Source organism: Luteimonas sp. GW821-FHT14E02, assembly GCF_058803905.1.
This window is the reverse complement of sequence record NZ_JBXAPK010000001.1, coordinates 411,864-438,219: the sequence shown is the minus strand read 5'-3', so window position 1 is coordinate 438,219 and position 26,356 is coordinate 411,864. Positions and strand designations below refer to the sequence as shown.

The 26,356-nt window shown below is 65.1% G+C and carries 20 protein-coding genes; 15 read left to right on the top strand and 5 right to left on the bottom strand.

Going from position 1 to position 26,356, the window contains the following annotated elements; genetic code table 11:
• Positions 1–218 precede the first annotated feature (218 nt).
• Genes AC1RNP_RS01835 through AC1RNP_RS01825 form a run of 3 tightly spaced genes read left to right on the top strand, consistent with a single transcriptional unit; the run spans position 219 to position 3,678 of the window.
• Positions 219–1,769 (top strand): alpha/beta hydrolase, encoded by a 1,551-nt coding sequence (locus AC1RNP_RS01835; protein ID WP_493049508.1) that lies wholly within the window; start codon positions 219–221, stop codon positions 1,767–1,769.
• Positions 1,766–2,512 (top strand): ABC transporter ATP-binding protein, encoded by a 747-nt coding sequence (locus tag AC1RNP_RS01830; protein ID WP_493049507.1) that lies wholly within the window; start codon positions 1,766–1,768, stop codon positions 2,510–2,512. The genes AC1RNP_RS01835 and AC1RNP_RS01830 overlap by 4 nt, the downstream gene beginning before the upstream one ends.
• Positions 2,509–3,678, top strand: coding sequence for an ABC transporter permease (locus tag AC1RNP_RS01825; protein ID WP_493049506.1), 1,170 nt, complete (start codon positions 2,509–2,511; stop codon positions 3,676–3,678). Before AC1RNP_RS01830 ends, AC1RNP_RS01825 begins: the two co-directional genes overlap by 4 nt.
• A gap of 139 nt (positions 3,679–3,817) precedes the next feature.
• Here the strand turns inward: AC1RNP_RS01825 and AC1RNP_RS01820 are convergent, their stop codons facing one another.
• The 5 genes from AC1RNP_RS01820 to rpmH form a co-directional block, all read right to left on the bottom strand.
• Positions 3,818–4,771, bottom strand: coding sequence for an energy transducer TonB (locus AC1RNP_RS01820; RefSeq protein ID WP_493049505.1), 954 nt, complete (start codon positions 4,769–4,771; stop codon positions 3,818–3,820).
• A 245-nt stretch (positions 4,772–5,016) separates the two neighbouring features.
• Complete coding sequence (gene mnmE / locus AC1RNP_RS01815) at positions 5,017–6,372, bottom strand: tRNA uridine-5-carboxymethylaminomethyl(34) synthesis GTPase MnmE (protein ID WP_493049504.1); 1,356 nt, start codon at positions 6,370–6,372, stop codon at positions 5,017–5,019.
• Positions 6,373–7,120: 748 nt separating this feature from the next.
• Positions 7,121–8,839, bottom strand: a complete 1,719-nt coding sequence (yidC, locus tag AC1RNP_RS01810) for a membrane protein insertase YidC (protein ID WP_493049503.1) — start codon at positions 8,837–8,839, stop codon at positions 7,121–7,123.
• The gene (rnpA, locus tag AC1RNP_RS01805) at positions 8,836–9,285 is read right to left on the bottom strand and encodes a ribonuclease P protein component (RefSeq protein WP_493049502.1); all 450 of its coding nucleotides are present in this window, start codon (positions 9,283–9,285) and stop codon (positions 8,836–8,838) included. Before rnpA ends, yidC begins: the two co-directional genes overlap by 4 nt.
• A gap of 70 nt (positions 9,286–9,355) precedes the next feature.
• Positions 9,356–9,496, bottom strand: a complete 141-nt coding sequence (rpmH, locus tag AC1RNP_RS01800) for a 50S ribosomal protein L34 (RefSeq protein WP_041043460.1) — start codon at positions 9,494–9,496, stop codon at positions 9,356–9,358.
• A 346-nt stretch (positions 9,497–9,842) separates the two neighbouring features.
• On the opposite strand from rpmH, the gene AC1RNP_RS01795 reads away from it, so the two are divergent.
• The 12 genes from AC1RNP_RS01795 (at position 9,843) to AC1RNP_RS01740 (ending at position 26,295) form a co-directional block, all read left to right on the top strand.
• A complete protein-coding gene (locus AC1RNP_RS01795) occupies positions 9,843–13,262 on the top strand; it encodes a beta-propeller fold lactonase family protein (RefSeq protein WP_493049501.1) in 3,420 nt (1,139 codons plus the stop codon).
• A 217-nt stretch (positions 13,263–13,479) separates the two neighbouring features.
• Complete coding sequence (gene dnaA, locus AC1RNP_RS01790; RefSeq protein ID WP_493049500.1) at positions 13,480–14,835, top strand: chromosomal replication initiator protein DnaA; 1,356 nt, start codon at positions 13,480–13,482, stop codon at positions 14,833–14,835.
• Between the two features lie 257 nt (positions 14,836–15,092).
• Positions 15,093–16,193, top strand: a complete 1,101-nt coding sequence (dnaN, locus tag AC1RNP_RS01785; protein WP_493049499.1) for a DNA polymerase III subunit beta — start codon at positions 15,093–15,095, stop codon at positions 16,191–16,193.
• Positions 16,194–16,332: 139 nt separating this feature from the next.
• Positions 16,333–17,433, top strand: a complete 1,101-nt coding sequence (recF, locus tag AC1RNP_RS01780) for a DNA replication/repair protein RecF (protein WP_493049498.1) — start codon at positions 16,333–16,335, stop codon at positions 17,431–17,433.
• A 321-nt stretch (positions 17,434–17,754) separates the two neighbouring features.
• Positions 17,755–20,256, top strand: a complete 2,502-nt coding sequence (gene gyrB / locus AC1RNP_RS01775; protein WP_493049497.1) for a DNA topoisomerase (ATP-hydrolyzing) subunit B — start codon at positions 17,755–17,757, stop codon at positions 20,254–20,256.
• Between the two features lie 70 nt (positions 20,257–20,326).
• The gene (locus AC1RNP_RS01770) at positions 20,327–21,136 is read left to right on the top strand and encodes a CPBP family intramembrane glutamic endopeptidase (protein WP_493049496.1); all 810 of its coding nucleotides are present in this window, start codon (positions 20,327–20,329) and stop codon (positions 21,134–21,136) included.
• Between the two features lie 64 nt (positions 21,137–21,200).
• Positions 21,201–22,019: a M48 family metallopeptidase gene (locus tag AC1RNP_RS01765; protein WP_493049788.1), complete on the top strand. Its 819-nt coding sequence runs from the start codon at positions 21,201–21,203 to the stop codon at positions 22,017–22,019.
• A gap of 485 nt (positions 22,020–22,504) precedes the next feature.
• The gene (locus AC1RNP_RS01760) at positions 22,505–23,710 is read left to right on the top strand and encodes a tetratricopeptide repeat protein (RefSeq protein ID WP_493049495.1); all 1,206 of its coding nucleotides are present in this window, start codon (positions 22,505–22,507) and stop codon (positions 23,708–23,710) included.
• Between the two features lie 139 nt (positions 23,711–23,849).
• The gene (locus tag AC1RNP_RS01755) at positions 23,850–24,536 is read left to right on the top strand and encodes an energy transducer TonB (RefSeq protein WP_493049494.1); all 687 of its coding nucleotides are present in this window, start codon (positions 23,850–23,852) and stop codon (positions 24,534–24,536) included.
• A gap of 85 nt (positions 24,537–24,621) precedes the next feature.
• Positions 24,622–25,401, top strand: coding sequence for a MotA/TolQ/ExbB proton channel family protein (locus AC1RNP_RS01750; RefSeq protein ID WP_493049493.1), 780 nt, complete (start codon positions 24,622–24,624; stop codon positions 25,399–25,401).
• Between the two features lie 42 nt (positions 25,402–25,443).
• A complete protein-coding gene (locus AC1RNP_RS01745; RefSeq protein WP_493049492.1) occupies positions 25,444–25,869 on the top strand; it encodes an ExbD/TolR family protein in 426 nt (141 codons plus the stop codon).
• 12 nt (positions 25,870–25,881) lie between these two features.
• Entirely contained in the window at positions 25,882–26,295 is a 414-nt protein-coding gene (locus AC1RNP_RS01740) for an ExbD/TolR family protein (protein WP_493049491.1), read from the top strand.
• The last annotated feature ends 61 nt before the right edge of the window (positions 26,296–26,356 follow it).

Sequence of the window (26,356 nt, the reverse complement as noted above, 5' to 3'; positions counted from 1 at the left end):
ATCGCGGCCGGCAGGGGAATGCCGTGCGCGATGTCCGAAGCCTTGGGTTCAAATGTTCTGGGTCCGCTATGCGCCCTCATATCTATAAAACGGATTCGCTGGCGGGGAACTGACATGTCCGTGTCGGGTTTTTTTCGCGCCCGCGCGGCTCCGCCCTGCCTTTGGTCACGTTTCCGCAACGGCGCCGGCATGTCATCCTGAATCGACCGTCCCGCATCATGTCCGCCATCATGTCCCGCAAAGCCAGAGTCGTCCTCGTCGCGCTGTGCCTGCTCGCCTGGTTCGGGTACCGCTACGCGAGCGAACAGGCCGCGCCCGCGAACAAGGCCGACTCCGCCCGCGCAACGGCCGCGCCGGTGCCGACACGCATGTTCGGCCGCATCGCCTTCCAGCCGTGCACGCTGCCCTCGCCCACGGGCGCGCCGAGCGTGGAAGCGCAATGCGGCAAGTTCGAGGTCGCCGAGAATCCCGCGCTGCCGAAGGGCCGCAGGATCGCGCTCAACATCGCCTGGATTCCGGCGGTCGACGACAATCGCGACATCACCGATCCGGTGTTCATGCTCGCCGGCGGCCCCGGGCAGTCGGCGACGCGGAGCTACGCGATGGTGGCGCGGGCGTTCCGCGAAGTGGGCAAGCGTCGCGGCGTGATCCTGGTCGATCAGCGAGGCACGGGCGCGTCCAATTCGCTTGCCTGTGATGCGGCCGAGGATCCGGTCAACGATGATATCGAAGCGGGTGGTTCCGCTCGCGCGGCGGCTCTGTACTGCCGAGATGTTCTGTCGAAGCGCGCGGACCTCCGCTTCTACACCACCAGCGATGCGATCCGCGATCTGGACGCGGTGCGGGCGGCGCTGAGCGTCGACAAGATCAACCTGCTCGGCATCTCCTACGGCACGCGCGTGGCGCAGCAGTACGCGCGCCGCTATCCGCAACACACGCGCACGCTGGTGCTCGATTCGGTGGCGCCGAACACGATCTACCTCGGCAACGATTTCGCGCGCAACCTCGAATCCGCGCTCGATCTGCAATTCAGCCAGTGCAGCAAGCGACCGGACTGCGCGAAGCCGCTCGGCAATCCGCGCGAACGCCTGAACACCTTGATGACGAGGTTGCGGACGCAGCCGCCGCAGGTCACCTATCGCGACGCCAACACTGGCGAGAGCAAGCAGGAAACGCTCACGCGCGCGCACGTCGCCGCGCTCGCGCGCATGTACGCATACGCGCCCGACGCGGCCGCGGTGCTGCCGCTGCTGCTCAACGAAGGCGCGCAAGGCCGCTACGACGGCCTGATGGCGTTGTCGAAGATGCTGGGCGACGATCTTTCCGATCAGATGGCCATGGGCATGCAGTGGTCAGTGATCTGCGCCGAGGATGCCGACGGCCTGCGCAGCGATCCGGCGATGGCCGACTCCCTGCTCGGCAATGAGCTGATTTCGACGCTGCTCGCGCAATGCGAAGTCTGGCCGAAGGGACAGCGGCCGGCCGATTTCCACACACCGCTGCGCAGCGACGTGCCGGCGTTACTGCTCTCCGGCGAACTCGATCCGGTGACACCGCCAACCTATGCCGAAGCCGTCGCGAAGACGCTGCCGAACGCGCGAACGCTGGTGCTGCGCGGCCAGGGCCACAACGTGATCGGCGCCGGCTGCATGCCCAAGCTGCTGGCGCTGTTCTTCGACAGCGCCGATGCGAAATCCCTGGACACGAACTGCCTGTCGACCCTGTCGTACACGCCGCCGTTCACCACATTCAACGGATGGACGCCATGATCATCGCGGAACACCTGCGCAAGACCTTCAAGAGCAAGGCCGGTCCCGTGATCGCGGTCGACGATGTCGGCTTCGAGGCGCGCGATGGCGAAATCACCGGCCTGCTCGGCCCCAACGGCGCCGGCAAGACCACGACACTGCGCATGCTCTACACGCTGATGTCGCCGGAGCACGGGCGCGTGACGGTCGACGGTGGCGACGTCGCCCTCGATCCCGCTGCGGCGCGGCGCGCGCTCGGCGTGCTGCCGGATGCGCGTGGCGTGTACAAGCGCCTGACCGCGCGCGAGAACATCCGCTACTTCGGCGAACTGCACGGAATGGATCGCGCCCAGATCGATGCACGCACGCGCGTACTGGCCGAAGCGCTGCAGATGGAGGATTTCCTCGATCGGCAGACCGAAGGCTTCAGCCAGGGCCAACGCACCAAGACCGCGATCGCGCGCGCGCTGGTGCACGATCCGCGCAACGTCATTCTCGATGAACCGACCAACGGCCTCGACGTGATGACCACGCGCGGCCTGCGCAACTTCCTGCGGCAGCTGCGCGAGGAAGGCCGTTGCGTGATCTTCTCCAGCCACATCATGCAGGAGGTGGCGGCGCTGTGTGATCGCATCGTGGTGATCGCGCACGGGCGCGTCGTCGCGCAAGGCACGCCGGACGAACTGCGCGCGCAGACGGCGGAAGCCAATCTGGAAGATGCGTTCGTGAAACTGATCGGCTCAGACGAAGGGATGCTCGCATGAAGTCCTTGCTGATCGTCTGTCTGAAAGAGCTGCGCGAACTGGTGCGCGACCGCCGCACCTTGTTCCTGCTGCTGGTGATGGGCCCGCTGCTGGTCCCTGGCCTGATCATCGGCATCGGCACGCTGGCGCAGAACCGCGCCAAGAGCCAGACCGAGAAACCGCTCGCCATCGCCATGGTCGGCGCGGAACAGGCGCCGAACCTGATCGCCTTCCTCGCCAGCCAGGGCATCTCCCGCAAACCGATCGCCGGCGATGCCGACGCGGCGATCCGCAATCAGGAAGAAGACGTCTACCTGCGCATCGGCGAGGGCTATGCCAACGACTGGCGCGCCGGAAAGCCGGCGCTGGTGGAGATCGTGCACGACAGCACGCGCAACGATGCCGCGATTCCGGTCTCGCGCGTGGAAGCGGCGCTGGCGCTTTACAACGGCAAGGTCGCGGCGTTGCGGCTGGTCGCGCGCGGCATCAGCCCGAGCGTGGCCGCGCCGCTGGCCGTCTCGCACAAGGACCTGTCGACACCGGAAGCGCGGCGCAGCATGGCGCTGGTGTTCCTGCCCTACCTGCTGATCCTGAGCGCCTTCATCGGCGGCTCGCACCTGATCATCGACGCCACCGCCGGCGAGCGCGAGCGCCAATCGCTGGAACCACTGCTGGCCACGCCGGCTTCGCGCAGCGCCATCGTCAGCGGCAAGATGGCCGCGGCGTGCATCGTCGGTTTGATCAGCCTGTCGCTGACGCTGCTCGCGTTGAAGGCCGGCACGTTGCTCGCGCCCGGCGTCGGCCGCGTGATGGACGTGAGCGGACCGGCGATCGCGAAGATGCTGCTGATCCTGGTGCCGATGCTGCTGATCGGCAGTTCGCTGCTCACCTACATTTCGGCCGGCTCGAAATCGGTGAAGGAAGCGCAGGGCCACATGCCGATCCTGATGCTGCTGCCGATGGTGCCGACGATCCTGCTGATGGTGAATCCGGTGCGCACGGAGCTGTGGCAGTACGTGGTGCCGTTCCTGGCGCAGAACCAGATCCTGTTGAAGGTGATCCGAAGCGAAACCATCATGCCGCAGGAGTGGACGGTGTATTTCGCCGCGGGTCTGGGACTCGCTGCCGTGCTGTGGTTCGCGGCGACGCGGCGGTATCAGCAGGAGCGGCTGGCGATTTCGGGTTGATAGCGAACCCCGAAGAAGTCGAAGCGTTCTCGGATCGGTTCGACATTCTTCGTCATTCCCGCCTTCGCGGAAATGAAGAGCAAAAAACGAGAGCCGCGCATTTCTGCGCGGCTCTCGATCTTCAAACTCTTTCGAATTTTTACTTGCTGGCGCTGAATCCAATCTTGCGCCGCGTCGTCACCGCCGTCGGCACCGGCTCGAAACGCCAGCGCCTCACCGCCGCGACCGCTTCGCGATCGAACACGCGTGGTGGATTCGCGCGCACGACGCGGGCGCCGGTGACCGTCCCGTCGGTGCCGACCGTGAACTCGACTTCCACCTCACCCGACTGCCCCGCGCGCAGGGCATCCATCGGATAGCGCGGCTGGGGCGTGCTGACCGGTCGCAGTGTCGGCGCGGCGGCGGGTTCGGCTTCCGCCTTCGGCGCCGCAGCGGTGGCGGTCTGCTGCTCGCGCTGCGCGGCGGCCTGGCGCTCGGCTTCCCTTTGCGCCGCGGCCTTGCTTTCGGCTTCACGCTGCGCGGCGGCCTGACGTTCGGTCTCCTGCTGCGCGGCCAGTTGCTGTGCCGCCTGCTGCTGTTGCGCCGCCTGTTGTTGCTGGCGTTCCTTTTCGAGCTGCGCGGTGCGTGCCTGCTCCTGTTCGGCGGTCAGCTTTTCTTCCTCGCCGCGCTTGGTCACCGCTTCCTGCGCGGACGTGATGCTCGCCTTCAGGCGTGCCAGCGCGGGATGGCTCGGATCGGCCTTTTCGAGCAGGCTGTACAGGCGCTGCGCCTCGGTGAAATCCTCGCGATCACGGCTCTGCTCGGTGGCGATGACGGCCATCGGCAGCAGGTCGGTCAACGCGCTGGATGCACCGGGATCGCCGGGCGCCTTGTCGCGCAGCGCCAGGTAGTACTCCATGGCGTTGTCGCCGGCGGGCGCGTACAGGCGGCTTTCCTGATAGGCCTTGGCAGCCTTGTCGCGCAGCGTATCGGCGTTCAGCGCCGCCACTTCCTGTGACACGGCTGGTGCCGGCGCGGCGGACGATGCGGCACCGGAAGGCGTCGCAGTGCTTGCGGCATCTTCCTTCTTGCCGCAGGCGACGAGCGCAAGCATGAGGACGGCACCCGCCGTCATCCGCGCGCAGACCGTCCGATGTCGTCGCGTTCGTGGAACCATTCGTGGAGCAGGCATTTCTGTTATCCCCCTGGCGTGCCTTTGTGGCACCTCCTAAGGACGCGATAGTAGCGCGTGTTTGTCAACCAGGTCCGGTTAGAACCGTGACGCGATCGCGCCAACGCGCGATTTAACGTGATCGCTTAACACACACGGCGCCGATACCCTCGATACGCCGCCGCATGTCACTTGCCGATGCAAAAAGTGGAGAAGATGTGGCCGAGCAGATCGTCCGGGACGACCCGGCCAGTGATCTCGCCCAGCGCATCGTGGGCGGCGCGCAGCGACTCGGCGGCCAGGTCTAGGGTTTCCCCGGCCAGGGCCGTGCGCGCCATCTCCAGTTCGTCTCCGGCCCGGCGCAGCGCCTCCACCTGGCGCGCACGCGCCGTGAACGCGCCCTCGGCGTTTTCCGAGCCGCCCTGCGCCCAGATCGCGCGCAAGCGCGCATGCAGCCGGTCCAGGCCGATGCCGGTGCGCGCCGAAACGCGGAGGACGTCCTGCGTGTCCGCCGTGGCCTCCTTCCCTTCCGCCCCCGGCAACAGGTCCGCCTTGTTGTGCAGCCATAGCTGCAACGGCACGCCGGCGATCGCCGCCGCGACCGCGGCGCGGTCGGCCTCGGGTTGTCGCGCATCCAGCACCGCGATCGCCAGGTCCGCGCGTTCGAGCTCGGCGTGCGCCCGGCGCACGCCCTCGCGCTCGATCGTGTCCTCGGTTTCGCGCAGGCCGGCGGTATCGACCAGGGTCAGCTCGACGCCGTCGATGCGGATGGTTTCACGCAACAGATCGCGGGTGGTGCCGGCGATGTCGGTGACGATCGCGCGTTCGCTTCCGGCCAACGCGTTCAGCAGCGAACTCTTGCCCGCGTTGGGCGGGCCGACGATCACCGCATGCAGTCCGTCGCGCAGCTTCTGCCCGCGTTCGGCGTCGGTGAGCAGCGACGCGAGTGACGTGATCGCATGATCAAGCCCCGTGCGCAGCTGCGTGCCGCCGAGCGTGTCGAGCGGCTCGTCGGCGAAATCGATCGCGGCCTCGGTGTGGATGCGCAACCGCAGCAATTCGGCGGCGATGGCGTCGACGCGGCTCGAGAAGACACCGTCGAGCGCGCGACGGGCCGCACGTGCGGCGCGCATGTCGCTGGCGGCGATCAGATCGGCCACGGCCTCGGCCTGGGCGAGATCGAGTTTGCCGTTGAGGAACGCGCGTTCGCTGAACTCGCCGGGGCGCGCGTCGCGGGCGCCCAGGGCCAGGCAGCGGTGCACCAGTTGCTGCAAAACCGCCGGGCTGCCGTGTGCCTGCAGTTCGACCACGTCCTCGCCGGTGTAACTGGCGGGGGCCTGGAATAGCAGGACGATGCCGTCGTCGATGGTGGTGCCGTCCTTGTCGACGAAGCGGGCGTATTGGGCTTGTCGTGGTGTCAGTTGTTTCCCGGAGACCACTTCTCCGATCTCGCGCGCGCACGGGCCGGAGAGGCGCACGATGCCGACGCCGCCGGCGCCTGGGGCGGTGGCGATGGCGGCGATGGTGTCGGTTGTGGCTGGCATTGGCTTATGTTCGCAGAATCGGGAGCAAGAGCGTTCAGAAGCAAAGGCGTTTCGTCCGCTGCGCGGCCGAGTTCATTTCTTTTGATAAGCGTCAAAAGAAACGAACCAAAGAAAAGCGCTTTTCTCGACACAGCAATCCCATGGCGGATTGAGCCCCAGGATTTTCCGACTCGCCATCCATGGCTCGGTCGGAAAACGGCGGGCATCCATGCCCGCCGCCCTTCGGGTCTAGAGGCAATCATGGCTCGCAAGGTTTAGCAGCCAAGAGCAAAAGCTGCTCGGCTTTGCCTCGCCTTTCGCTTCTAAAAATGCTTGAGCGCCCCCACCAGCCGGAGACCCGGAGGGCGGCGCACAGGGATGTGCGCCGTTTTTCGACCGAGCCAGGATGGCGAGTCGAAAAATCCCGATAGCAATGAAACTCTGGGGCTGCTTCGTCGGGGAAAGCGTTTTTCTTTGGTTCGTTTCTTTTGACGCTTATCAAAAGAAATGAACTCGGCCGCGTAGCGGACGAAACGCTGTTGCTCTTCACAAGCAACAGCGAAAGCAAAAATGGATCCCAGCTTTCGCTGGGACGACGATCAAGCGAGAAGCTGGATGACCAGCCATTCGGCTGTTGAAAACCCGGCTTTCGCCGGAATGACGAGCAGCGGCAGAAGCAACAGCAAAAATGGGTTCCGCCTCGGGGGGCGAAACCCGGCCAGCCCCAGATTTGATCCAAGGCTGAGATGACAAGCATCAAACCAGGAAGTCAGGACTTCTCAGCCACTACCACCTTCCCACCCGGCGGATCCGAATACTTCTTCAGCATCAACCACTGCTGCAACAACCCAAGCCCACCGTTGGCCACCTGATACAACACCAGACCCGCCGGCAGGAACGCCAGGATCACGCCGAAAATTAGCGGCATCATCTGCATCATCTTCTGCTGCATCGGATCCATGCCGACCGCGGGCGTGAGCTTCTGCGTCGTCCACATGATCGCCATGTTGAGGATCGGCAGGATGAAGAACGGATCGCGCGCGGTCAGGTCCTGGATCCACAGCGTCCACGGCGCCTGGCGCAGTTCCACCGATTCCATCAGCACCCAGTACAGCGCCATGAAGATGATCATCTGCGGCAAGATCGGCAAGCAGCCGCCCACCGGATTGATCTTCTCCTTCTTGTACAGCTCCATCAGCGCCAGCTGGAATTTCTGCTTGTCGTCGCCGTAGCGTTCCTTCAGCTGCGCCACGCGCGGCTGGAACTTGCGCATCTTCGCCGCCGACTTGTACTGCGCGGCCGAGAGCGGGAACAGCAGCAGCTTCAGCAGCAGCACCATGCCGATGATGGTCCAGCCCCAGTTGCCGAACAGGCCGTGCAGCTTGTCCAGCACCCAGAACAGGCCCTCGCCCAGCATCGCGAAGAAGGAGTACTGGCTGTAGTCGACCGCGCGATCGAGCTTGGGCACATCCTGCGCCTGGATCTGCTTGACCAGTTTCGGTCCCACCCACAGACGCGCGCTGGTCGCGTCCTTCGCGCCGGGCGCGACGGTGAACGCGGGACCGGTGGCGGCGATGCTGTCCACACGGCCGGTGTGCGCGAGCGAGAACAACGCCGCCTGATCGCGCTGCGGAATCCACACGCTCAGGAAATGGTGCTGGAGCATGGCGATCCAGCCGCCGGTCACGGTGACGTTCACCGGGCCGTCTTCGGCGAAATCCTTGAACTTGCGCCGCTGGTATTTTTGATCCGCGTCCAGCCACGTCGCGCCGAGGAAGCTGTAGGACGCCGGATCGGTCATGCTGCTTTTGATTTCCGGCGGAATGCGCGCCAGCTGCCGATAGACATAGCCTGCCCACGGCTTGCCGCCGGCGTTGGCGACTTCATCGCGCACTTCGATCGCATAGCTGCCGCGTTTGATCGTCCAGATGCGGCGGATGGTCACGCCGTCCGGTCCGTTCCACACGAACGGCACCGAGATTTCACCCTGCCCGGTCGCAAGCGCGACATTGGTGTTGGCGGGATTCTCGGCGACGAAACCACTGACGTGATTCGGCGCGCTCGCGCCGTTCTGTCCCGTCCAGCCGCTTTGCGCGACGTAGTAATGCGCGGCGTTCTCGTCGAGCAGTTTGACCGGCGGGCTGCCCTTCTCGCGCGTCTGCGGGTACTGCAGCAGTTCCGCGTCGAACACGTTGCCGCCGTCCAGCACCAGGCGCAGCACGTCGGTGGTGACGGTCACGCGGGTGGCGGAAGCGTTCGCGGCAGGCGTCGGCGCAGCGGCGCTCGGCGTGGCGGGGGCGCTGGATGCGGCGCTCGGCACCGTGGGTGCGTTCTGCCCTGGAATCAGCGTGGGAATCGCGGCGCTCGGCGCCGATTGCTCGGTCGCGGCCGGGGCGGGCGGCGCGTTGCGTTCCTTGTTCCATTCCAGCCACAGGAAGGCGGCCACCGTCAGCCAGGCGAAGAGCAGGATCGTACGAGTCGGATTCATCGGGCAGGCGTGCTTGGGCCGTCGGAAGCAGAAGCATCCGACGCAGGACGGGAAGGGGAGTCGACGGACGGGGCGGGGCGAATTGTGCCGCCCCCCGGCGATACGGGCAATGCGCCGGCGCGTTGTAACAGTTGCAGGAAGGCCTCACGCAGCACGGCGTTGTCGCTTTTTGCGGCCGGAGGACGGGCCACGATCACGTAACTGCCCGCCGGCAGTTGCGCGCGCAGCTGGCGAAAGGTTTCGCGCAGCACGCGCTTGATGCGGTTGCGGCCGACGGCATTGGGATCGACTTTGCGCGAAACCGCCAGGCCCAGTCGCGCAGGTTCGCCATCGGCACACAGGTGCAGCGCGAACAGAGGCGAGGCCGTGCGGCGGCCTTGCTGGAAGATGCGGTCGAAATCGGCGCGTGCACGGACCCGCGCCCGGGGCGGGAGACCGGCGGTCATTGCGGCGACATTGTCGGGAGCCGGCGCGTCCGGACCTGTGGAAGGCCGGCGACCAGCACAAGGCCTGCCGTCAGGCGGTCAGGCGCTTGCGACCCTTGGCGCGGCGGCGGGCCAGCACTTTGCGGCCGTCGGCGGTCTTCATGCGGGCACGGAAGCCGTGGTCGCGCTTGCGCTTGAGGTTGCTGGGTTGGTAGGTGCGCTTGGTGGCCATGGCTGAATGCCAAATTCTGAAAGCAAGACCGACTACTTTAGCGATGCCTGGGCCCGATGGTCAAGTCAGGTCTGTATCGGCCAGGCGGTACCGCGTCGCCCTGGCTCAGCGTGCCAGCGGCACCCGACTTCAGATTTGTGATAACTATGTGATTTTACTCACAATATTATTGTGAACTTCACTGCAATTTCATCGCGGTTCCCTCAGTTTGAGCCAGCGCTCACTCATAGCGCCGCTCCGGACAAGCCAGCTTGCCCGTCAGCCATCCGAAACGAAACGGGGAACCCTTATGCGCTTCAAACAACTCGCCTTAGCCTTGGCGGGGTTGGGACTATCGGTCGGTGCCATGGCCGCCGCGTCCCAATTCCTGGACCCTCCACGCTCTACCCGCGCCGGCTCCATGCCGGTCACGCCCGCCAGCCTGGTCTCGGCGGCAAGAGGCGCGTCGTCGGCACGCGCCACGACCACCGCCACGACGTCGCTCTCGACGACCACCGACAGCGTGCTCGCGGACGAGACTCCCACCGAACCGCTTCCGCCAGGCACCGGCGGCGTCTCCGCCTTGAACAAGGCACTCCAGCTCATCATCACGTCCCTGATCAACATTCCGGTCATTCCGGATGTGATCATCGCGCTGATCCGCGCACGCGAAGAAACAGTTCCCAACGCGCGCCAGACGGCCGCGGTGACGACGCGCGATCAGCCGGTGCCGATCCGGCTGCGCGCCCTCGGCCCGGGCGGTGACTTCCTCGCCGACGAAACCGATCCGCTGTATCAGTACAAGGTCATCGAACAGCCCAAGCACGGCACGCTGTCCGGAACGCCGCCACATCTGGTGTACACGCCGGATCCCGGCTTCACCGGTTTCGATCGCCTGAAATTCCAGGTCGGCTATCCGTTGCAATTGCTGCCGCTGCCGAAAGTCGCGCAGATCGACATCAAGGTCAACGGCTCGTACAACACCTTCGAAAGCGGCCAGGTACGCCCGCTCGCGCTGAATTCCGACAAGACGCGGTTGTATGCGGTCAACACGCCCGACAACCGTCTGGAAATCTTCGACGTCACGCAGACCGTGCCGCGCCTGCTCGACAGCGTGCCGGTCGGTCTGGAGCCGGTCGCCGTCTCGCTGCGCAACGATGGCGAGGCCTGGGTGGTGAACACGTTGTCCGACAGCGTCAGCGTCGTCGATCTGGCCGCGCCGAAGCCGGCCGTGAAGCGCACGCTGCAGGTCGGCGACGAACCGCAGGACATCGTCTTCGCCGGTCCCAGCAAGCAGCGCGCTTTCGTCACCACCGCGCACCGCGGTCAGAACTCGCCGTCGGATCCGGCGCTACTGACGCCGGGTGTCGGTCGCGCCGACGTGTGGGTGTTCGACGCACCGAGCGTCGATCAGGCGCAGGGCGATGTCGCGCCGCTGAAGGTGCTCCCGCTGTTCGGCATGCCCGCGCGCGGTCTGGCGGTGAGCCCGGATGGCGGTACGGTGTACGCGGCGATCTTCAAGTCCGGCAACCAGACCACCGTCGTCGGCTCCACCAACCTGATCTTCGGGCCGAACAGCACCAAGTACGGCAAGAAGGGACTCAGCACCGACGCCAGCGGTCTTGGCGGCAGCAACCTGGAAATCCTGGGCGCCAAGAAAGCCCCCAACACCGGCGTGATCGTGCAATACAAGAACGGTCACTGGGTCGACAGCTACGGCACCAATTGGGACGCCTTCGTGCCCTACTCGCTGCCGGACAAGGACGTGTTCGCAATCGACGCGAACGCCGCCTCGCCGGTGATCAAGCAGGAAATCCCGCACGTGGGCACCTCGCTGTTCAACATCGCCGTCAATCCGGTTTCGGGCGCGCTGTACGTGTCCAACTACGATGCGAGAAATCTCGAACGCTTCGAAGGCGACGATCGCACCGACGGCAAGCTCTCGGTCAACGGCCGCTTCATCCGCAACCAGATCACCGTGATCAAGAACGGGCAGGTGCTGCCGCGCAACCTCAACAAGCACCTGGTGGATGCGCAGACGCTCGGTTCACCCGGCGACAGCCAGCGCAGCCTGGCGATGCCGCTGCAGATGCAGGTCAGCGACAACGGCCAGACGTTGTACCTGGCGGCCTACGGTTCCTCGAAGATCGGCGTGTTCAACGTCGACCAGCTGGAGAACGACAGCTTCGTGCCGTCGGAAAGCGCGCACATCAACGTCAGCGGCGGCGGTCCCGCCGGCCTGGTGCTGGACGAAGCGCGTGGCCGCATGTACGTGCTCACGCGTTTCAACAACAGCATCGCGGTGGTGAACACCGCATCGCGCGCTGAAACCGCATCCGTGCCGATGTACAACCCGGAACCGGATTTCGTGGTCAAGGGTCGTCCGTTCCTCTACGACGCGCGCTTCGCCTCGGCCAAGGGCGACGTGTCCTGCGGCACCTGCCATCTGTTCGGCGACATGGACGGACTGGCCTGGGATCTGGGCAATCCGAGGGATACGTGGAAGCCGAATCCTCGCAAGTATTCCGATCCGCTTTCGCTGTTCCTGGCCACGCGCGCCAATCATCCACTGAAGGGACCGATGACCACGCAGAGCTTCCGCGGCCTGGAATTCCAGGGCCCGCAGCATTGGCGCGGCGATCGCACCGGCGCCACGCGCGTGAACGGTGAACAGCTCGAGAAGGCCGCGTTCAAGGAGTTCCGCGTCGCCTTCACCGGATTGCTCGCGCGCGCGCAACAGCCGACGGAAGACCAGTTGAATCAGTTCACCGACTTCATCATGCAGCTGCGCTATCCGCCGAACCCGATCCGCAACCTGGACAACAGCCTCACGCCCAACCAGGCCGCCGGCAAGGAAGTGTTCTACAACCAGCTCACTTCGGGCTTCCCGACCTTCCGCGACGACATCGGCATCATGAATGGCTCGATGCTCACCTGCAACGAATGCCATTCGGTGCAGCCGGACTCGCAGCGCTTCGGTGGATCGACCCTGATGTCCTTCGAAAGCACGCCCATCTCGCAGGACTTCAAGATCCCGCATTTCCGCAACCTGTATCAGAAGGTCGGCAAGTTCGGCTTCAACATCCGCGGTTTCGCCAGTACGTTCATGGGCGATCAGGTGTCCGGCTTCGGCTTCCTCAACGATGGCACCGTCGACACGGTGGACACCTTCCTGAGGTTCGGAACCCGGGAAGCTGGATTCGATAGCCGCGTGTTCGTGTTCCGCTCCCAGGACGACATTCCCAAGGTGGCCGATTTCCTGTACGTCACCGACACCGGTCTCGCACCGATCGTCGGCCAGCAGGTCACATTGGGTGCAGGCAATGCGGGCGCGGTCTCGCGTCTGGATCTGCTTGAGCAGCGCGCCTTGGCGCACACGCGCACGGGTGGGCCGCTGACGCCGGAATGCGATCTTGTCGCCAGCGCGAAGATCAATGGACAGTCCTATGGCCTGCTGTTGCAGGACGATGGCAAGTTCGTGACCGACAGTGCCGTCTATCCGTCGATTTCGGACGCCGATCTGCGCGGCCTGCTCGTGCAGGAGGGCAACAGCGCCACCTTCACCTGCGCACCGCCGGGTTCGGGCCGTCGCATCGCGCTGGACCGCGACGAGGATGGCATTTTCAATGGCGCCGACACGGTGGCCAGCGGCCGCGCCGTGACCACCATTCAGCCGTACAACAACGAAAACGAGACCGACAAGATGGAAGACTCGTTCCAGAGCAACTACCTCCTCGAGATCGTGGAGAAGGCACTGCTGCGCTGGCCGGACTTCACGCTCCGATAAGGCACGGGCACCCGGCCTGGGCCGGGTGCTTGTTTCACATCACCACGGACCTCTCTCCCCGGACGGGGAGAGAGGTTTTTTTATGGCCACACATGACTTTCCGCGCAGCAATGGCACGATCGCAGATGCGCCGCCCCGGGCCCGGTGATAGTCTGCTCCGCTCCGTCGCGGTTCGGGCATGCCGGCACCCGGCGCCTGTTTCCCTTATCTGGTTTCAATGAGTCTCACTTCCCACCCCGACGCCTGGCCGCGCTGCCTGGAACGCCTGGAAGCCGAATTCCCGGCCGAGGACGTACACACCTGGCTGAAGCCGCTGCAGGCGACCTGGCGCGACGACGCCACCGTGCTGTACGCGCCCAACGCCTTCGTTCGCGACGAGGTGCGCACGCGCTATCTGGCGCGCATCCGCGAGTTGCTCGACCATTTCGCCGGCTCGCCGGAGGTGTCGCTGGAAATCGGTTCGCTGCCGCGCGCGACGACCGTGCAGGCCACACACGTCGCGCCGGCCTTTGCGACGCCTGTGCGCGGGTTTCCCGGCGGCGAGTCCTTCTCCGGCAATCTCGACGAGCATTACAGCTTCGACAACTTCGTCGAAGGCCGCAGCAACCAGCTCGGCCGCGCCGCCGCCTGGCAGGCCGCGCAGAAGCCTGGTGATCGCGCCCACAACCCGTTGCTGCTGTACGGCGGCACGGGCCTGGGCAAGACGCATCTGATGTTCGCCGCCGGCAACGAGATGCGCCGCATCAATCCGGGCGCGCGCGTGCTGTATCTGCGTTCGGAGCAGTTCTACAGCGCGTTTTTCCGTGCATTGCAGGAAAAATCCGCCGATCAGTTCAAGCGCCAGTTCCAGCAGATCGATGCGCTGCTGATCGACGACATTCAATTCTTCGCCGGCAAGGACCGCACGCAGGAAGAGTTCTTCCACACCTTCAATTCGCTCTTCGACGGCAAGCAGCAGATCATCATGACCTGCGATCGCTATCCGCGCGAAGTCGACGGCCTGGAGCCGCGCCTGAAGTCGCGCCTGGCCTGGGGTTTGTCGGTGGCGATCGATCCGCCGGATTTCGAAACGCGCGCGCAGATCGTGCTGTCGAAGTCGCGCGAGCGCGGCGCGCAGATTCCCGAGGACGTCGCGTTCCTGCTCGCCAAGAAGATGCGCAGCAACGTGCGCGATCTGGAAGGCGCGCTCAACACGCTGGCCGCGCGCGCCAACTTCACCGGACGCGCGATCACCGCGGAATTCGCCCAGGAAACCCTGCGCGATCTGCTCCGCGCGCAGCAGCAGGCGATCGGCATCGCCAATATCCAGAAGGTCGTGGCAGACTACTACGGGTTGCAGATCAAGGATTTGCTGTCGAAGCGCCGGACCCGTTCGCTGGCCCGCCCCCGCCAGGTGGCGATGGCGCTGGCGAAGGAGCTGACCGAGCACAGCCTGCCCGAGATCGGCGACGCCTTCGCCGGCCGCGACCACACCACCGTCCTGCACGCCTGCCGCCAGATCCGGACCCTGCTCGAGACCGACGGCAAGCTGCGCGAGGACTGGGACAAACTCATCCGCAAGCTCAGCGAGTGAGCAGATGAAGTTATCCCGGAAGGCAGTGGACGCAACCGGGAGAACCTGTGGATAACTGACCGGCCGAGGACGACGCCAAAAGTTGTCCACAGCTTGTCCGGAAGCCAGCGGTGCGTTATCAACGGACCTGGCTTCGAAAAATAGCGTTCAGAATCAAAAAGTTATCGGTGTTACCAACGCATTTCGGCGACACCAGCACCACCTGCTTTTGTATTTATCCAATTCCTTAGAGCATGGCCATAGGGGACCTGAGCAACATGCGTTTCAGTCTGCAGCGCGAAGTGTTTTTGAAACCCCTGGGCCAAGTGGTCAACGTCGTCGAACGGCGTCAGACCCTACCTGTGCTCGCCAATCTGCTGGTGCAGGTGAAGGGCGGACAGCTGTCGCTGACCGGTACGGATCTGGAAGTCGAGATGGTCGCGCGCAGCGCGGTCGAGGACGCCAAGGATGGAGAGACCACGATCCCGGCGCGCAAGCTCTTCGACATCGTCCGTGCCCTGCCCGACGGCAGCAAGGTGACGGTGTCGCAGACCGGCGACAAGATCACGGTGCAGGCCGGCCGCAGCCGCTTCACCTTGGCCAGCCTGCCGGCGAACGATTTCCCGTCAGTCGATGAAGTCGAGGCGACCGAACGTGTGTCCGTCGCCGAAGCCGCGTTGAAGGAACTGATCGAACGCACCGCGTTCGCGATGGCGCAGCAGGACGTGCGCTACTACCTCAACGGCCTGCTGTTTGATCTCGGTGACAAGCGTCTGCGTTGCGTGGCTACGGACGGTCATCGTCTGGCGCTGTGCGAGTCGGCTCTCGACGTGGCGGTGCAGGCCAAGCGCCAGATCATCGTGCCGCGCAAGGGCGTGCAGGAACTGCAGCGCCTGCTCGAAGGTGGCGATCGCGCGCTCGAGCTGGAGATGGGCCGCAGCCACATCCGGGTGAAGCGCGACGATGTCACCTTCACCAGCAAGCTGATCGACGGCCGTTTCCCTGATTACGAGGCCGTGATTCCGATCGGTGCCGATCGCGAGGTGCGGATCGAGCGCGAGGTGCTGCGCGCTGCCCTGCAGCGCGTGGCGATCCTGTCGAACGAGAAATACCGCGGCGTGCGCCTGGAAGTCTCGCCGGGGCTGCTGAAGATCAACGCGCACAACCCCGAGCAGGAAGAGGCGCAGGAAGAAGTCGAGGCCGAGACCAAGGTGGATGGACTGGCGGTCGGCTTCAACGTCAACTACCTGCAGGACGCCCTCACCGCCCTGCGCGACGAGCACGTGGTGCTGATGCTGCGCGATGCCAACTCCTCCGCCCTGGTGCGGGAAGCGAGCAGCGAGAAGTGCCGCCACGTCGTGATGCCGCTCCGGCTGTAATGCAGGTCCCTCTGCAAGAGCCCGGCCACCTCGCCCCGCTGACGGTGGGGCTACGATGGCCGGACTTTCCAATCAAGCGGTTCCACGTGGAACATCGCCGCCCGGTACCTGCCGGGCGGTGTCGTTTTAGGCGTTCCGCATGCGCCTGACCCGCCTCGACATCCGAGACCTGCGCCGCTTCGACACGGTCACGTTGGCCCCGGTACCCGGCCTCAACCTGATCACCGGCGACAACGGCGCCGGCAAGACCAGCGTACTGGAAGCCATCCATCTGCTCGCCTACGGCCGCAGCTTCCGCGGGCGCGTCCGCGATGGCCTGATCCGCAGCGGCGCCCCGGCCGTGGAAGTCTTCGCCGAGTGGTGGGAGAACGCCGGCGCACGCGTCCGCAAGGTTGGCCTGCGCCATAGCGGGCAGGCCTGGGAGGGCCGGCTGGACGGCGCCTCCGTCGGTCAGTTGGGCGAACTGTGCGCTGCGCTGGCGGCGGTGACCTTCGAGCCGGGCAGCCACGCCCTGGTCAGCGGGGGCGGCGAACCGCGCCGGCGTTATCTGGATTGGGGCTTGTTCCACGTGGAACCTGCCTTCCTGCCGCACTGGCGCCGCTATGCCCGCGCTTTGAAGCAGCGCAACAGCCTGCTCAAGCAGCGCGGCACGGCGGGGCGACGCGTCGGCGACGCCCAGCTGGAAGCTTGGGACCATGAGATGGCAGAGGCCGGAGAGCCTTTGACCCGGCTGCGCCAGCGCTATCTGGAGCAGCTGCAGGACGCCCTGCAACCCGCCTCCACCGAGCTTGCCCCGGAACTCGGACTTGCGACGCTGGACTTCCAGCCCGGCTGGCGCCGCGAGGATATGCCCCTGGCCGACGCCCTGCTCCTGGCCCGCGACCGCGATCTCGCCGCCGGCTACACCTCGGTCGGCCCGCACCGCGCCGACTGGCGCGTCCGCCATGCCGCCCTGCCGAACGGAGAGACCCTCTCCCGTGGTCAGGCCAAGCTCACCGCTCTGGCCTGCACCCTGGCCCAGGCGGAGCACTACGTGGCCCAGCGCGGCGAATGGCCGGTGGTGCTGCTCGACGATCTGGCCTCGGAACTGGATCAGGCCCATCAGGGCCGCGTCCTGCAGCGCCTGGCCGCGGGGGCCGCCCAGGTGATCGTCACCGGGACCGAGATCCCGGCCTCCCTGGCCCGGCTGGGGCTGGAAACGGCGAGGTTCCACGTGGAACAAGGCGCCATAAGCCCGTAGGGCGGGCCTTGGCCCGCCATCGCCATGATCTGTTCGTGGCGGCTTTCGATGGAGCGTCGGGTTTTTGAGGTGGCCATTTTTGAGATGGTCATGGCGGGCCAAGGCCCGCCCTACAAGTTGCCGCGAAACATTTCCTTCAAGCACCCGCGTGTCACGGGAAACGCAAGAGAACCCGCGCCAACCCGCCTCCACGCTGACTGCGACCGCGCCGGCACGGCGGCTTCGCCGCCTTCCGGATGCTATAATTTCGCCACAAATCCCTATAGCTAATGTGTCTCGGCGCCGGCTCCCAACGCCGCCGCCGCGGGAGCCTTGAGCCGCATGACCGAAACAACCGACGACGCCCTCCCCACCGGAGCTGGCGCCGGCCCAAACCAGAACAAGAACGCCCCGAACGACTACGACTCCAGCCGGATCACCGTGCTGCGCGGCCTGGACGCCGTGCGCAAGCGCCCCGGCATGTACATCGGTGACGTCCACGACGGCACCGGCCTGCACCACATGGTGTTCGAGGTGGTCGACAACGCCATCGACGAAGCCCTCGCCGGCCATGCCGACGACGTCGTGGTCACCATCCACGAGGATGGCTCGGTCAGCGTGTTCGACAACGGCCGCGGCATCCCGGTCGACATCCACAAGGAAGAAGGCGTCTCGGCGGCGCAGGTCATCATGACCCAGCTGCACGCCGGCGGTAAGTTTGACGACAACAGCTACAAGGTTTCCGGCGGCCTGCACGGCGTCGGCGTGTCGGTGGTCAACGCGCTGTCCTCCAGGCTCAGCCTGGACATCTGGCGCGACGGCCACCACCACCACCAGGAATACGCCATGGGCGAGCCCCTGGCGCCGCTGGCCGTGGTCGGACCGCAGGACGGCAAGCGCGGCACGCTGGTGCGCTTCTGGCCCTCGGCCGAGACCTTCACCGACATCGAATTCCACTACGACATCCTCGCCAAGCGCCTGCGCGAGCTGTCCTTCCTCAACTCGGGCGTGAAGATCACGCTGACCGACGAACGCGGCGGGCACACGCTCGAGGAAGGCGTGCGTCGCGACGTGTTCCAGTACGCCGGCGGCATCGCCAGCTTCGTCGAGCATCTGGCGCAGCTGAAGAATCCGCTGCATCCGAACGTGATCTCGGTGACCGGCGAACAGAGCGGCATCACTGTCGACGTCGCCCTGCAGTGGACCGACGCCTACCAGGAAACGATGTTCTGCTTCACCAACAACATCCCGCAGAAGGACGGCGGCACGCACCTGATTGGTTTCCGTGCCGCGCTTACGCGCACGCTGACCAACTACATCGAGCAGAACGGCATCGCCAAGCAGGCCAAGGTCACGCTGTCGGGCGACGACATGCGCGAAGGCCTGATCGCCGTGCTGTCGGTGAAGGTGCCGGACCCGAGCTTCTCCTCGCAGACCAAGGAAAAGCTCGTCTCATCGGAAGTGAGACCGGTTGTTGAGAGCACGTTCGGTGCACGTTTGGAGGAGTTCCTGCAAGAACACCCCCTCGAAGCCCGTGCCATCACCGCCAAGATCGTGGAGGCCGCCCGCGCCCGCGAGGCCGCGCGCAAGGCGCGCGACCTGACCCGCCGCAAGGGCGCGCTCGATATCGCCGGCCTGCCCGGCAAGCTCGCCGACTGCCAGGAAAAGGACCCGGCGCTCTCGGAACTGTTCATCGTCGAGGGTGACTCGGCGGGCGGCTCGGCCAAGCAAGGCCGCAACCGCAAGACGCAGGCGATCCTGCCGCTAAAGGGCAAGATCCTCAACGTCGAACGCGCGCGCTTCGATCGCATGCTCGGCAGCGCCGAAGTCGGCACGCTGATCACCGCGCTCGGCACCGGCATCGGCAAGGACGAGTACAACCCGGACAAGCTGCGTTATCACCGCATCATCCTGATGACCGACGCCGACGTCGACGGCTCGCACATCCGCACGCTGCTGCTGACGTTCTTCTACCGGCAGATGCCGGAGCTGATCGAGCGCGGCCACATCTACATCGGCCTGCCGCCGCTGTACAAGATCAAGCAGGGCAAGAACGAGCTGTATCTGAAAGATGATGCGGCGCTCGATGCGTATCTCGCCAACAGCGCGGTCGAGGCGGCCTCGCTGATTCCCGCCACCGGCGAGCCGGCGATCGAAGGCTCGGCGCTGGAGAAACTGCTGCTCGCCTATGCGGGTGCGCGCGAGACCATCGCACGCAACGCGCATCGCTACGATCCGAGCGTGCTCGAAGCGCTGATCGACTTCACGCCGCTCGATGCCCAGCATCTGGTCGCGAACACCGACGAACGTCATGAGCTCGACGCGCTGGAAGCCCGCATCAATCGCAGCGGGCTCGGCAAGCCGCGCTATTCGCTGCAGTTGCAGCTGGCCAACGAATCCAGAGCAGCCGCGCTGCTGATCACGCGCCGTCACATGGGCGAGGAGCTGGTGCAGGTGCTGCCGCTGTCGGTATTCGAAAGCGGCGAACTGCGTCCGCTGCGCGATGCTGCATCGCTGCTGCACGGCCTGATCCGCGAGGGCGCGCAGATCGTGCGCGGCAATCGCGCGCAGCCGGTGGCGAGCTTCGCGCAAGCGCAGGCCTGGCTGCTGGAAGAAGCGAAGAAGGGCCGCCAAATCCAGCGCTTCAAGGGCCTGGGCGAGATGAATCCCGAGCAGCTGTGGGATACCACGGTGAATCCGGAAACGCGTCGCCTGCTGCAGGTGAAGATCGAGGACGCGGTGGCCGCGGATCAGATCTTCTCCACGCTGATGGGCGATGTGGTGGAACCGCGCCGCGAGTTCATCGAAGATAACGCCTTGAAGGTGGCAAACCTGGATGTCTGATCTGGACGTCTGAAACAGAACGCCTCACGGGCGTCCCGATGGACGTCCCAGGCGAAGCAAGGGGACGCGCATGGAAGCTTACGATCCGAACACGCAGACGATCCCGGCATTGCCGCCGCAACGGGTGGCATCGCCGGTGTGGGCGTTCGCGCTCGATGCCGTGATCGCCGTGGCGATCATGCTCGCGGTGAGCATCGCCTACAGCATGCTGTGGGGCGTCTGGCTCGGATTCGAACAGAGTCGCCGCGGCGTGCCCTTCGATCCGGCGGTGATCCAGCAAGGGCCGGGCACGCTGTCGCTCCTGTTGATGACCTTGCTGGGAATGTCCGCCGCGGCGTTCACGGTTTATTTCTGGCGTCGCCGCGCCAGCGTGCAGGAGCGCGCGCTGTCCTGGCAGGCGGCGCGCAAGCCATCGACCTGGGGCTGGGTGCTGCTGACGCTCGTGGTCGTCATGTGCGCGAGCATGGGGACGACCTCGCTCGCCACATGGATCGATTCCAAGTTCGCGCCGAGCAACCTGGAGATCATGCAGGACATCCAGCAGCGCATGCCCTGGCTGCTGTGGGCGTTCGCTGTCGTGCTGGCGCCGCTGTATGAGGAAGTGCTGTTCCGACGCGTGCTGTTCGGGCGGCTGTGGGCGGCCGGTCGCCCCGTGCTGGGCGCGTTGCTCAGTTCGGTGCTGTTCGCGCTGGCGCACGAATTTCCGGGCATGGGCAACAACTCGCCCGCCGCCGCGGCGCTGCTGTGGGGGTACTACGTCCTCATGGGCCTCGCCCTGGCCTGGATCTACCGCCGCACGGGCACGCTGTGGGCGCCGATCGGGGTGCATGCGCTCAACAATCTCGCCGCCTGCATCATGATCGTCCTGGGCATTGGTTGATCGGGGATTAATCCTCGCAGGGCTAAAACGTCCCCGTCATCTCGACCGGGGAGCCCTGATGAAAATGTTGATGAAACCGCTGCCGCTGTTGCTCGGCCTGGCGATCGCCGCGACCGTCGCCGCCTGCGCCACCACCAAATCGCCCACCGGCCGCACCCAGTACGTCGGGGCCGTCTCCAAGGACCGGCTCAACCAGATGGGCCTGCAGGCCTTCTCCGAGCAGAAGTCCAAGGTGCCGCAGAGCAAGGACAGCAAGCAGATCGCCTACGTGCGCTGCGTGGTCAATGCGCTGACGAAGGAACTGCCGCCGCAGTGGCGGACCACCGGCTGGGAAACCGCCGTGTTCGTCAACAAGGATCCCAACGCCTTCGCCCTCCCGGGCGGCAAGGTCGGCGTCTACACCGGCATCTTCAGCGTGGCCAGGAACCAGGACCAGCTGGCGGCCGTGATCGGCCATGAAATCGGCCACGTCATCTCCAACCATCACGATGAGCGCATCACCCGCCAGATGAGCGCGCAGACGGGCCTGGGCATCGTCGGCGCCGTGCTGGGCGCGCGCTACGGCGAGGGCGCGGCGAATGCCACCAACCAGTTCGGTGGCATGGCCGCGCAGGGCCTGTTCCTGCTGCCGAATTCGCGCACCCAGGAGAGCGAGGCCGACGTCGTCGGCCAGCAGCTGATGGCCAAGGCCGGCTTCGATCCGCGCCAGGCCGTGAACCTGTGGCAGAACATGATCGCCGCCGGCGGCAGCCGCCCGCCGCAGTGGCTGTCGACCCACCCGGACCCGCAGGCGCGCATCAGCGAGCTGCAGGGGCGTGCCGCCGGCCTGGTGCCGACCTACGAGCAGGCGAGAGCCTCCGGGCACAACCCGAAATGTGGGTGAGGGGCTGCGTGCTGGCGGACGCCTTCAAGGTCGAAGGACGTCCTCAACGCTCTGAGGTGCTGTCGCCCTGAACGCCCGGCCATGGATTTGGAGCCGCGCCGTCAGCGCGGCGACAGGCCGGACGATCCGAAGTCTGAAATGTAGCGACATGGACGGCAGCGCAACACGAACCGATGAGGCCTCGTCACCGAATCGAAAGACAACCACATTTTCTGCTTTCGGAATCCCCGCTCCAGGTAATCCAGAGCCAAAAACCAGCCTTTTCCCGCCTAACCCACACCCTGAAATCCGCATTACCGACTGCCCCCTCAGCATCCGTTCACGAATGTCAACCCATGACAATGCAATGACATTTTTTGTCATTGCGGGGACAGATGAAGCTCACGTTAAATTCACATAGCGCTTGTCGCGCTCGATTCTGTTAGGGTTCGCACCCCCGGCCTCGCGACGGGTTCCAACTCCGCCCCCTTTCGTCTTGGTGATTTATGTCCAACAAGGCACGCAAGCATGCGCTGAGCGCAGCCATCGTCTCGGTGCTGCTCCTGTTCGCCACCTCGGAATCGCTCGCCCAGTCCGGCTCGGATGACGGCAACAGCCGGCGCGGCAGAAGCTCGCAGAAATCGGGCAAGGCCGAGGTGCTGTACCCGGACGCGGCGCGCAAGGCACCCGAGGGCAAGGCCGGCAAGCTGGCGTCGAAGATGCAGAAGATGCTGGACCTGTACAACGACGACAAGCAGCCCGAAGCGCGCACCGCCGCCGATGCCATCATCGCCGACGAGAAAGCCAACGCCTACGAGAAGGCCTTCGCCAACCAGATCGCCGCGCAGGCCGCCTACGGCCAGGACGACACCGCCGCCGCCAAGAAGTACCTGCAGCAGGCCATCGACCTCAACGCGCTCGACAACAACGGCCACTACCAGTCGATGTACATGCTGGCGCAACTGCAGATGCAGGACGACCAGTACGCCGAAGCGCTGGCCACGCTGGACAAGTTCCTGACCGAAACCAAGGCGCAGAAGCCCGAGTACCTGGTGGTGAAGGGCAATATCCTCTATCGCCTGGAGAAGTTCCCGGAAGCGATCGCCGCGCTGAAACAGGGCATCGACTCCGCCGGCGCCGACGCCAAGCCGGACTGGCAGCAGGTGCTGATGGCCGCCTACTTCGACAGCGACCAGCCGGCCGAGGCCGCCAAGGTCGCCGAGGGCCTGCTCGCCAAGAATCCGAACGACGTGAAGCTGCAGAACAACATGGCCGCCATCTACATGCAGGCCGGCCAGAACGACAAGGCGATCGCGCTGATGGAGAAGATGCGCGCCGCCGGTCAGCTCACCGACGAAAAGCAGTACCGCAATCTCTACGCCACCTACCTCAACACCGAGAACAAGGAAAAGGAAGCGATCGCGGTGATCGAGGACGGCTTCCAGAAGGGCATCCTCAAGCAGACCGACTACCAGCCGAATCTCGCGCTGGCGCAGGCCTACTACTTCTCCGATCAGATCCCGCAGGCGATCGAGGCCTACAAGAAGGCCGCGCCGCTGTCGCCGGATGGCGAAACCTACCTGAACCTGGCACGCATCCTGTGGCAGGAGAACAAGATTGGCGACGCCAAGCAGGCCGCGCAGAAGGCATTAGACAAAGGTCTCAAGAAGCCTGAAGACGCCAAGAAAATCCTTGCGCTGAAGGGGGGCTGATGTCAGCGCGCACGCCGCAGCGGTTGGTATCGCTGCCATCGATTGGTATAAGCTTAGAGGTTCCCGTGGCTGTGATTAGGCTGCGGTTCAACAACACCCGGTGCGCTGCGGCGTCCGGCCACATTCGAGCCTGCTGCGCATGACGGAACAGTTGCCAAAACACTCCGAGTACGGTCATTCCAAGTACGACGACCGCGACGAAGACGGTCTCAACTGGCCGCGCATCGCGGGCATCACCCTGGCCATTGCCGTGCACGTCGGCGCGCTGTTGCTGTTGATGGCGCCGGTGGCGCCTCCCGGCGGCCCGAAGGACGAGGAAGAGACCACCCGCGTGGTGATCATCGAACCGCCGCCGCCGCCGCCCCCACCGCCGCCGCCGCCGCCGGAACCGCCCAAGCCGCAGGAAATCAAGCAGCTGGCGCCACCGCAGCCCACGCCGCTGCCGCCGCCGCCGGAAGAGCCGCCGATCATCGTCGACACCCCGTCGCCGATGGATACCCCGGCCCCGCCGCCGGCCCCGCCGTCGCCGCCCGCCCCGGTGGCCGACATCGGCGCCAGCGTCGATATCTCGTCGAAGAACATGAACCCGCCGAAGTACCCGCCTGCGGCCGTCCGCGCCGGCATCGAGGGCACGGTGATCCTGATCATCGACGTCGACGCCAACGGCAACGTCACCAACGTGTCGGTCGAGAAGTCCAGCCGCAACCGCGATCTCGATCGCGCCGCGATGGAAGCCGCGCGCAAGTGGCGCTTCAACCCGTCCGTCGTCAACGGCGCGAAGGCCGCTGGCCGAGTGCGCGTCCCGGTCGACTTCAACCTCGGTTGATGCCGGCTTCGCCACGAATCCTTTCGCAACATCGTTCCACCGCTCCACTTAAATCCAAACCACAACATCCACAAAGGTAAGCGTCATGCTGCAGGAATCCACCACCGCGCCCGCCGCCGCCCCCACGGGAGGCGACGCCGCCGCTGCTCTGTCCCAGATGGGTGTCGACCATCTGATTACCGAGATGACCACCAACCCTGGGCAGCACGTCGTCCAGTGGGTGGTGACCATCACTCTGGTTCTGATGTCGGTGATGTCGATCTACTGGATCGTCGTCAACTTCCTCAAGAACGCCAACCTGCGTCGCCGCGGTGACAACGTCACCACCACGTTCTGGGAAACCACGAACGCGCAGGACGCGATCCGCCACATGGAAGATCAGCCCAAGAGCGAGCCGTTCTCCAAGATCGCCCTCGACGCTGCCCAGGCCGCCGCGCACCATCAGCGTCATGAAGGTTCGCGTCTGGTCGAGTCGCTCAACCGCTCCGAGTTCGTTGACCGCGCCCTGCGTCAGGCCGTGACCCGCGAATCGATGAAGCTCGAGAACGGCCTCACCGTGCTCGCCACCGTCGGTTCGACCGCGCCGTTCGTCGGTCTGCTCGGTACGGTGTGGGGCATCTACGGCGCGCTGATCCGCTTGGGCGCCGGTGGTCAGGCTTCGATCGACGCGGTGGCCGGCCCGGTGGGCGAGGCGCTGATCATGACCGCGGTCGGCCTGTTCGTGGCGATCCCGGCGGTGCTCGGCTACAACTTCTTCGTGCGCCTGAACCGCATCACCAACAACAAGTTCGACACCTTCGCGCACGACCTACACGACTTCTTCGCCACCGGCGCTCGCGTCGGCGAAGTGCCGGTCAAGCGTTGATCTTGTTGAATCGATCTCCCTGAATCCTGACGGAGCCCGACCATGGCCTTCAGTACCGGCGACGATAGCGGCGCACCGATGTCCGAGATCAACGTCACGCCCCTCGTGGACGTGATGTTGGTGCTGCTGATCATCTTCATGATCACGGCACCCCTGATGTCGCACAAGATCAAGGTGGAGTTGCCCAAGGCGAATCTCGACAAGATTCCCGATTCAACGCCGAAGACGCAGCCGATCACCATCACGGTGACCGATGATGGCAACCTGTATTGGAACGACCAGCTCGTCAACCGCGACACGATGGAAAGTCGTTTCTCGGTCGAAGCGCAGAAGACTCCGCAGCCGGAAATCCGTGTTCGTGGCGATTCCACCACCAAGTTCCGCTTCATCAATGAAGTGATGAACACAGCGCAAGGCCAAGGCATGCGCAAGGTCGGTTTCGTCGCCACGAAGGATCAGGGTAACTGAGGATTTAAGACCATGGCATTCAGTTCCGGCTCTACCGGCGGCCCGATGGCCAACATCAACGTCACGCCCCTCGTGGACGTGATGCTGGTGCTGCTGATCATCTTCATGATGACGGCGCCGATGCTGTCGTATCCGATCGATATCGATCTGCCGCAGCGCTCGCTCAATCCACCACCGACCACGGTCGAACCGCCGCCGCCGATCCGTCTGCGCGTCGATGCTTCCGGCCAAGTGTTCTGGAACGACAGCCCGACACCGCTCTCGGCTCTGCGCAACATGATGGAGACCGAGGTGCAGCGTGACGTCAACAACCAGCCCACGCTGGAAATCGACGTCAACGAAGATGCCGATTACGGCATCCTCGCCAAGGTGCTGGCCAGCGCCAAGAACGCACAGATGATCAAGATCGGTTTCGTCAAGAAGTAAAACCCAAGGCCGGCGCACCGCAGCGCGCCGGCCGGACGCTTACCAAACCTTTCAGCGCCGC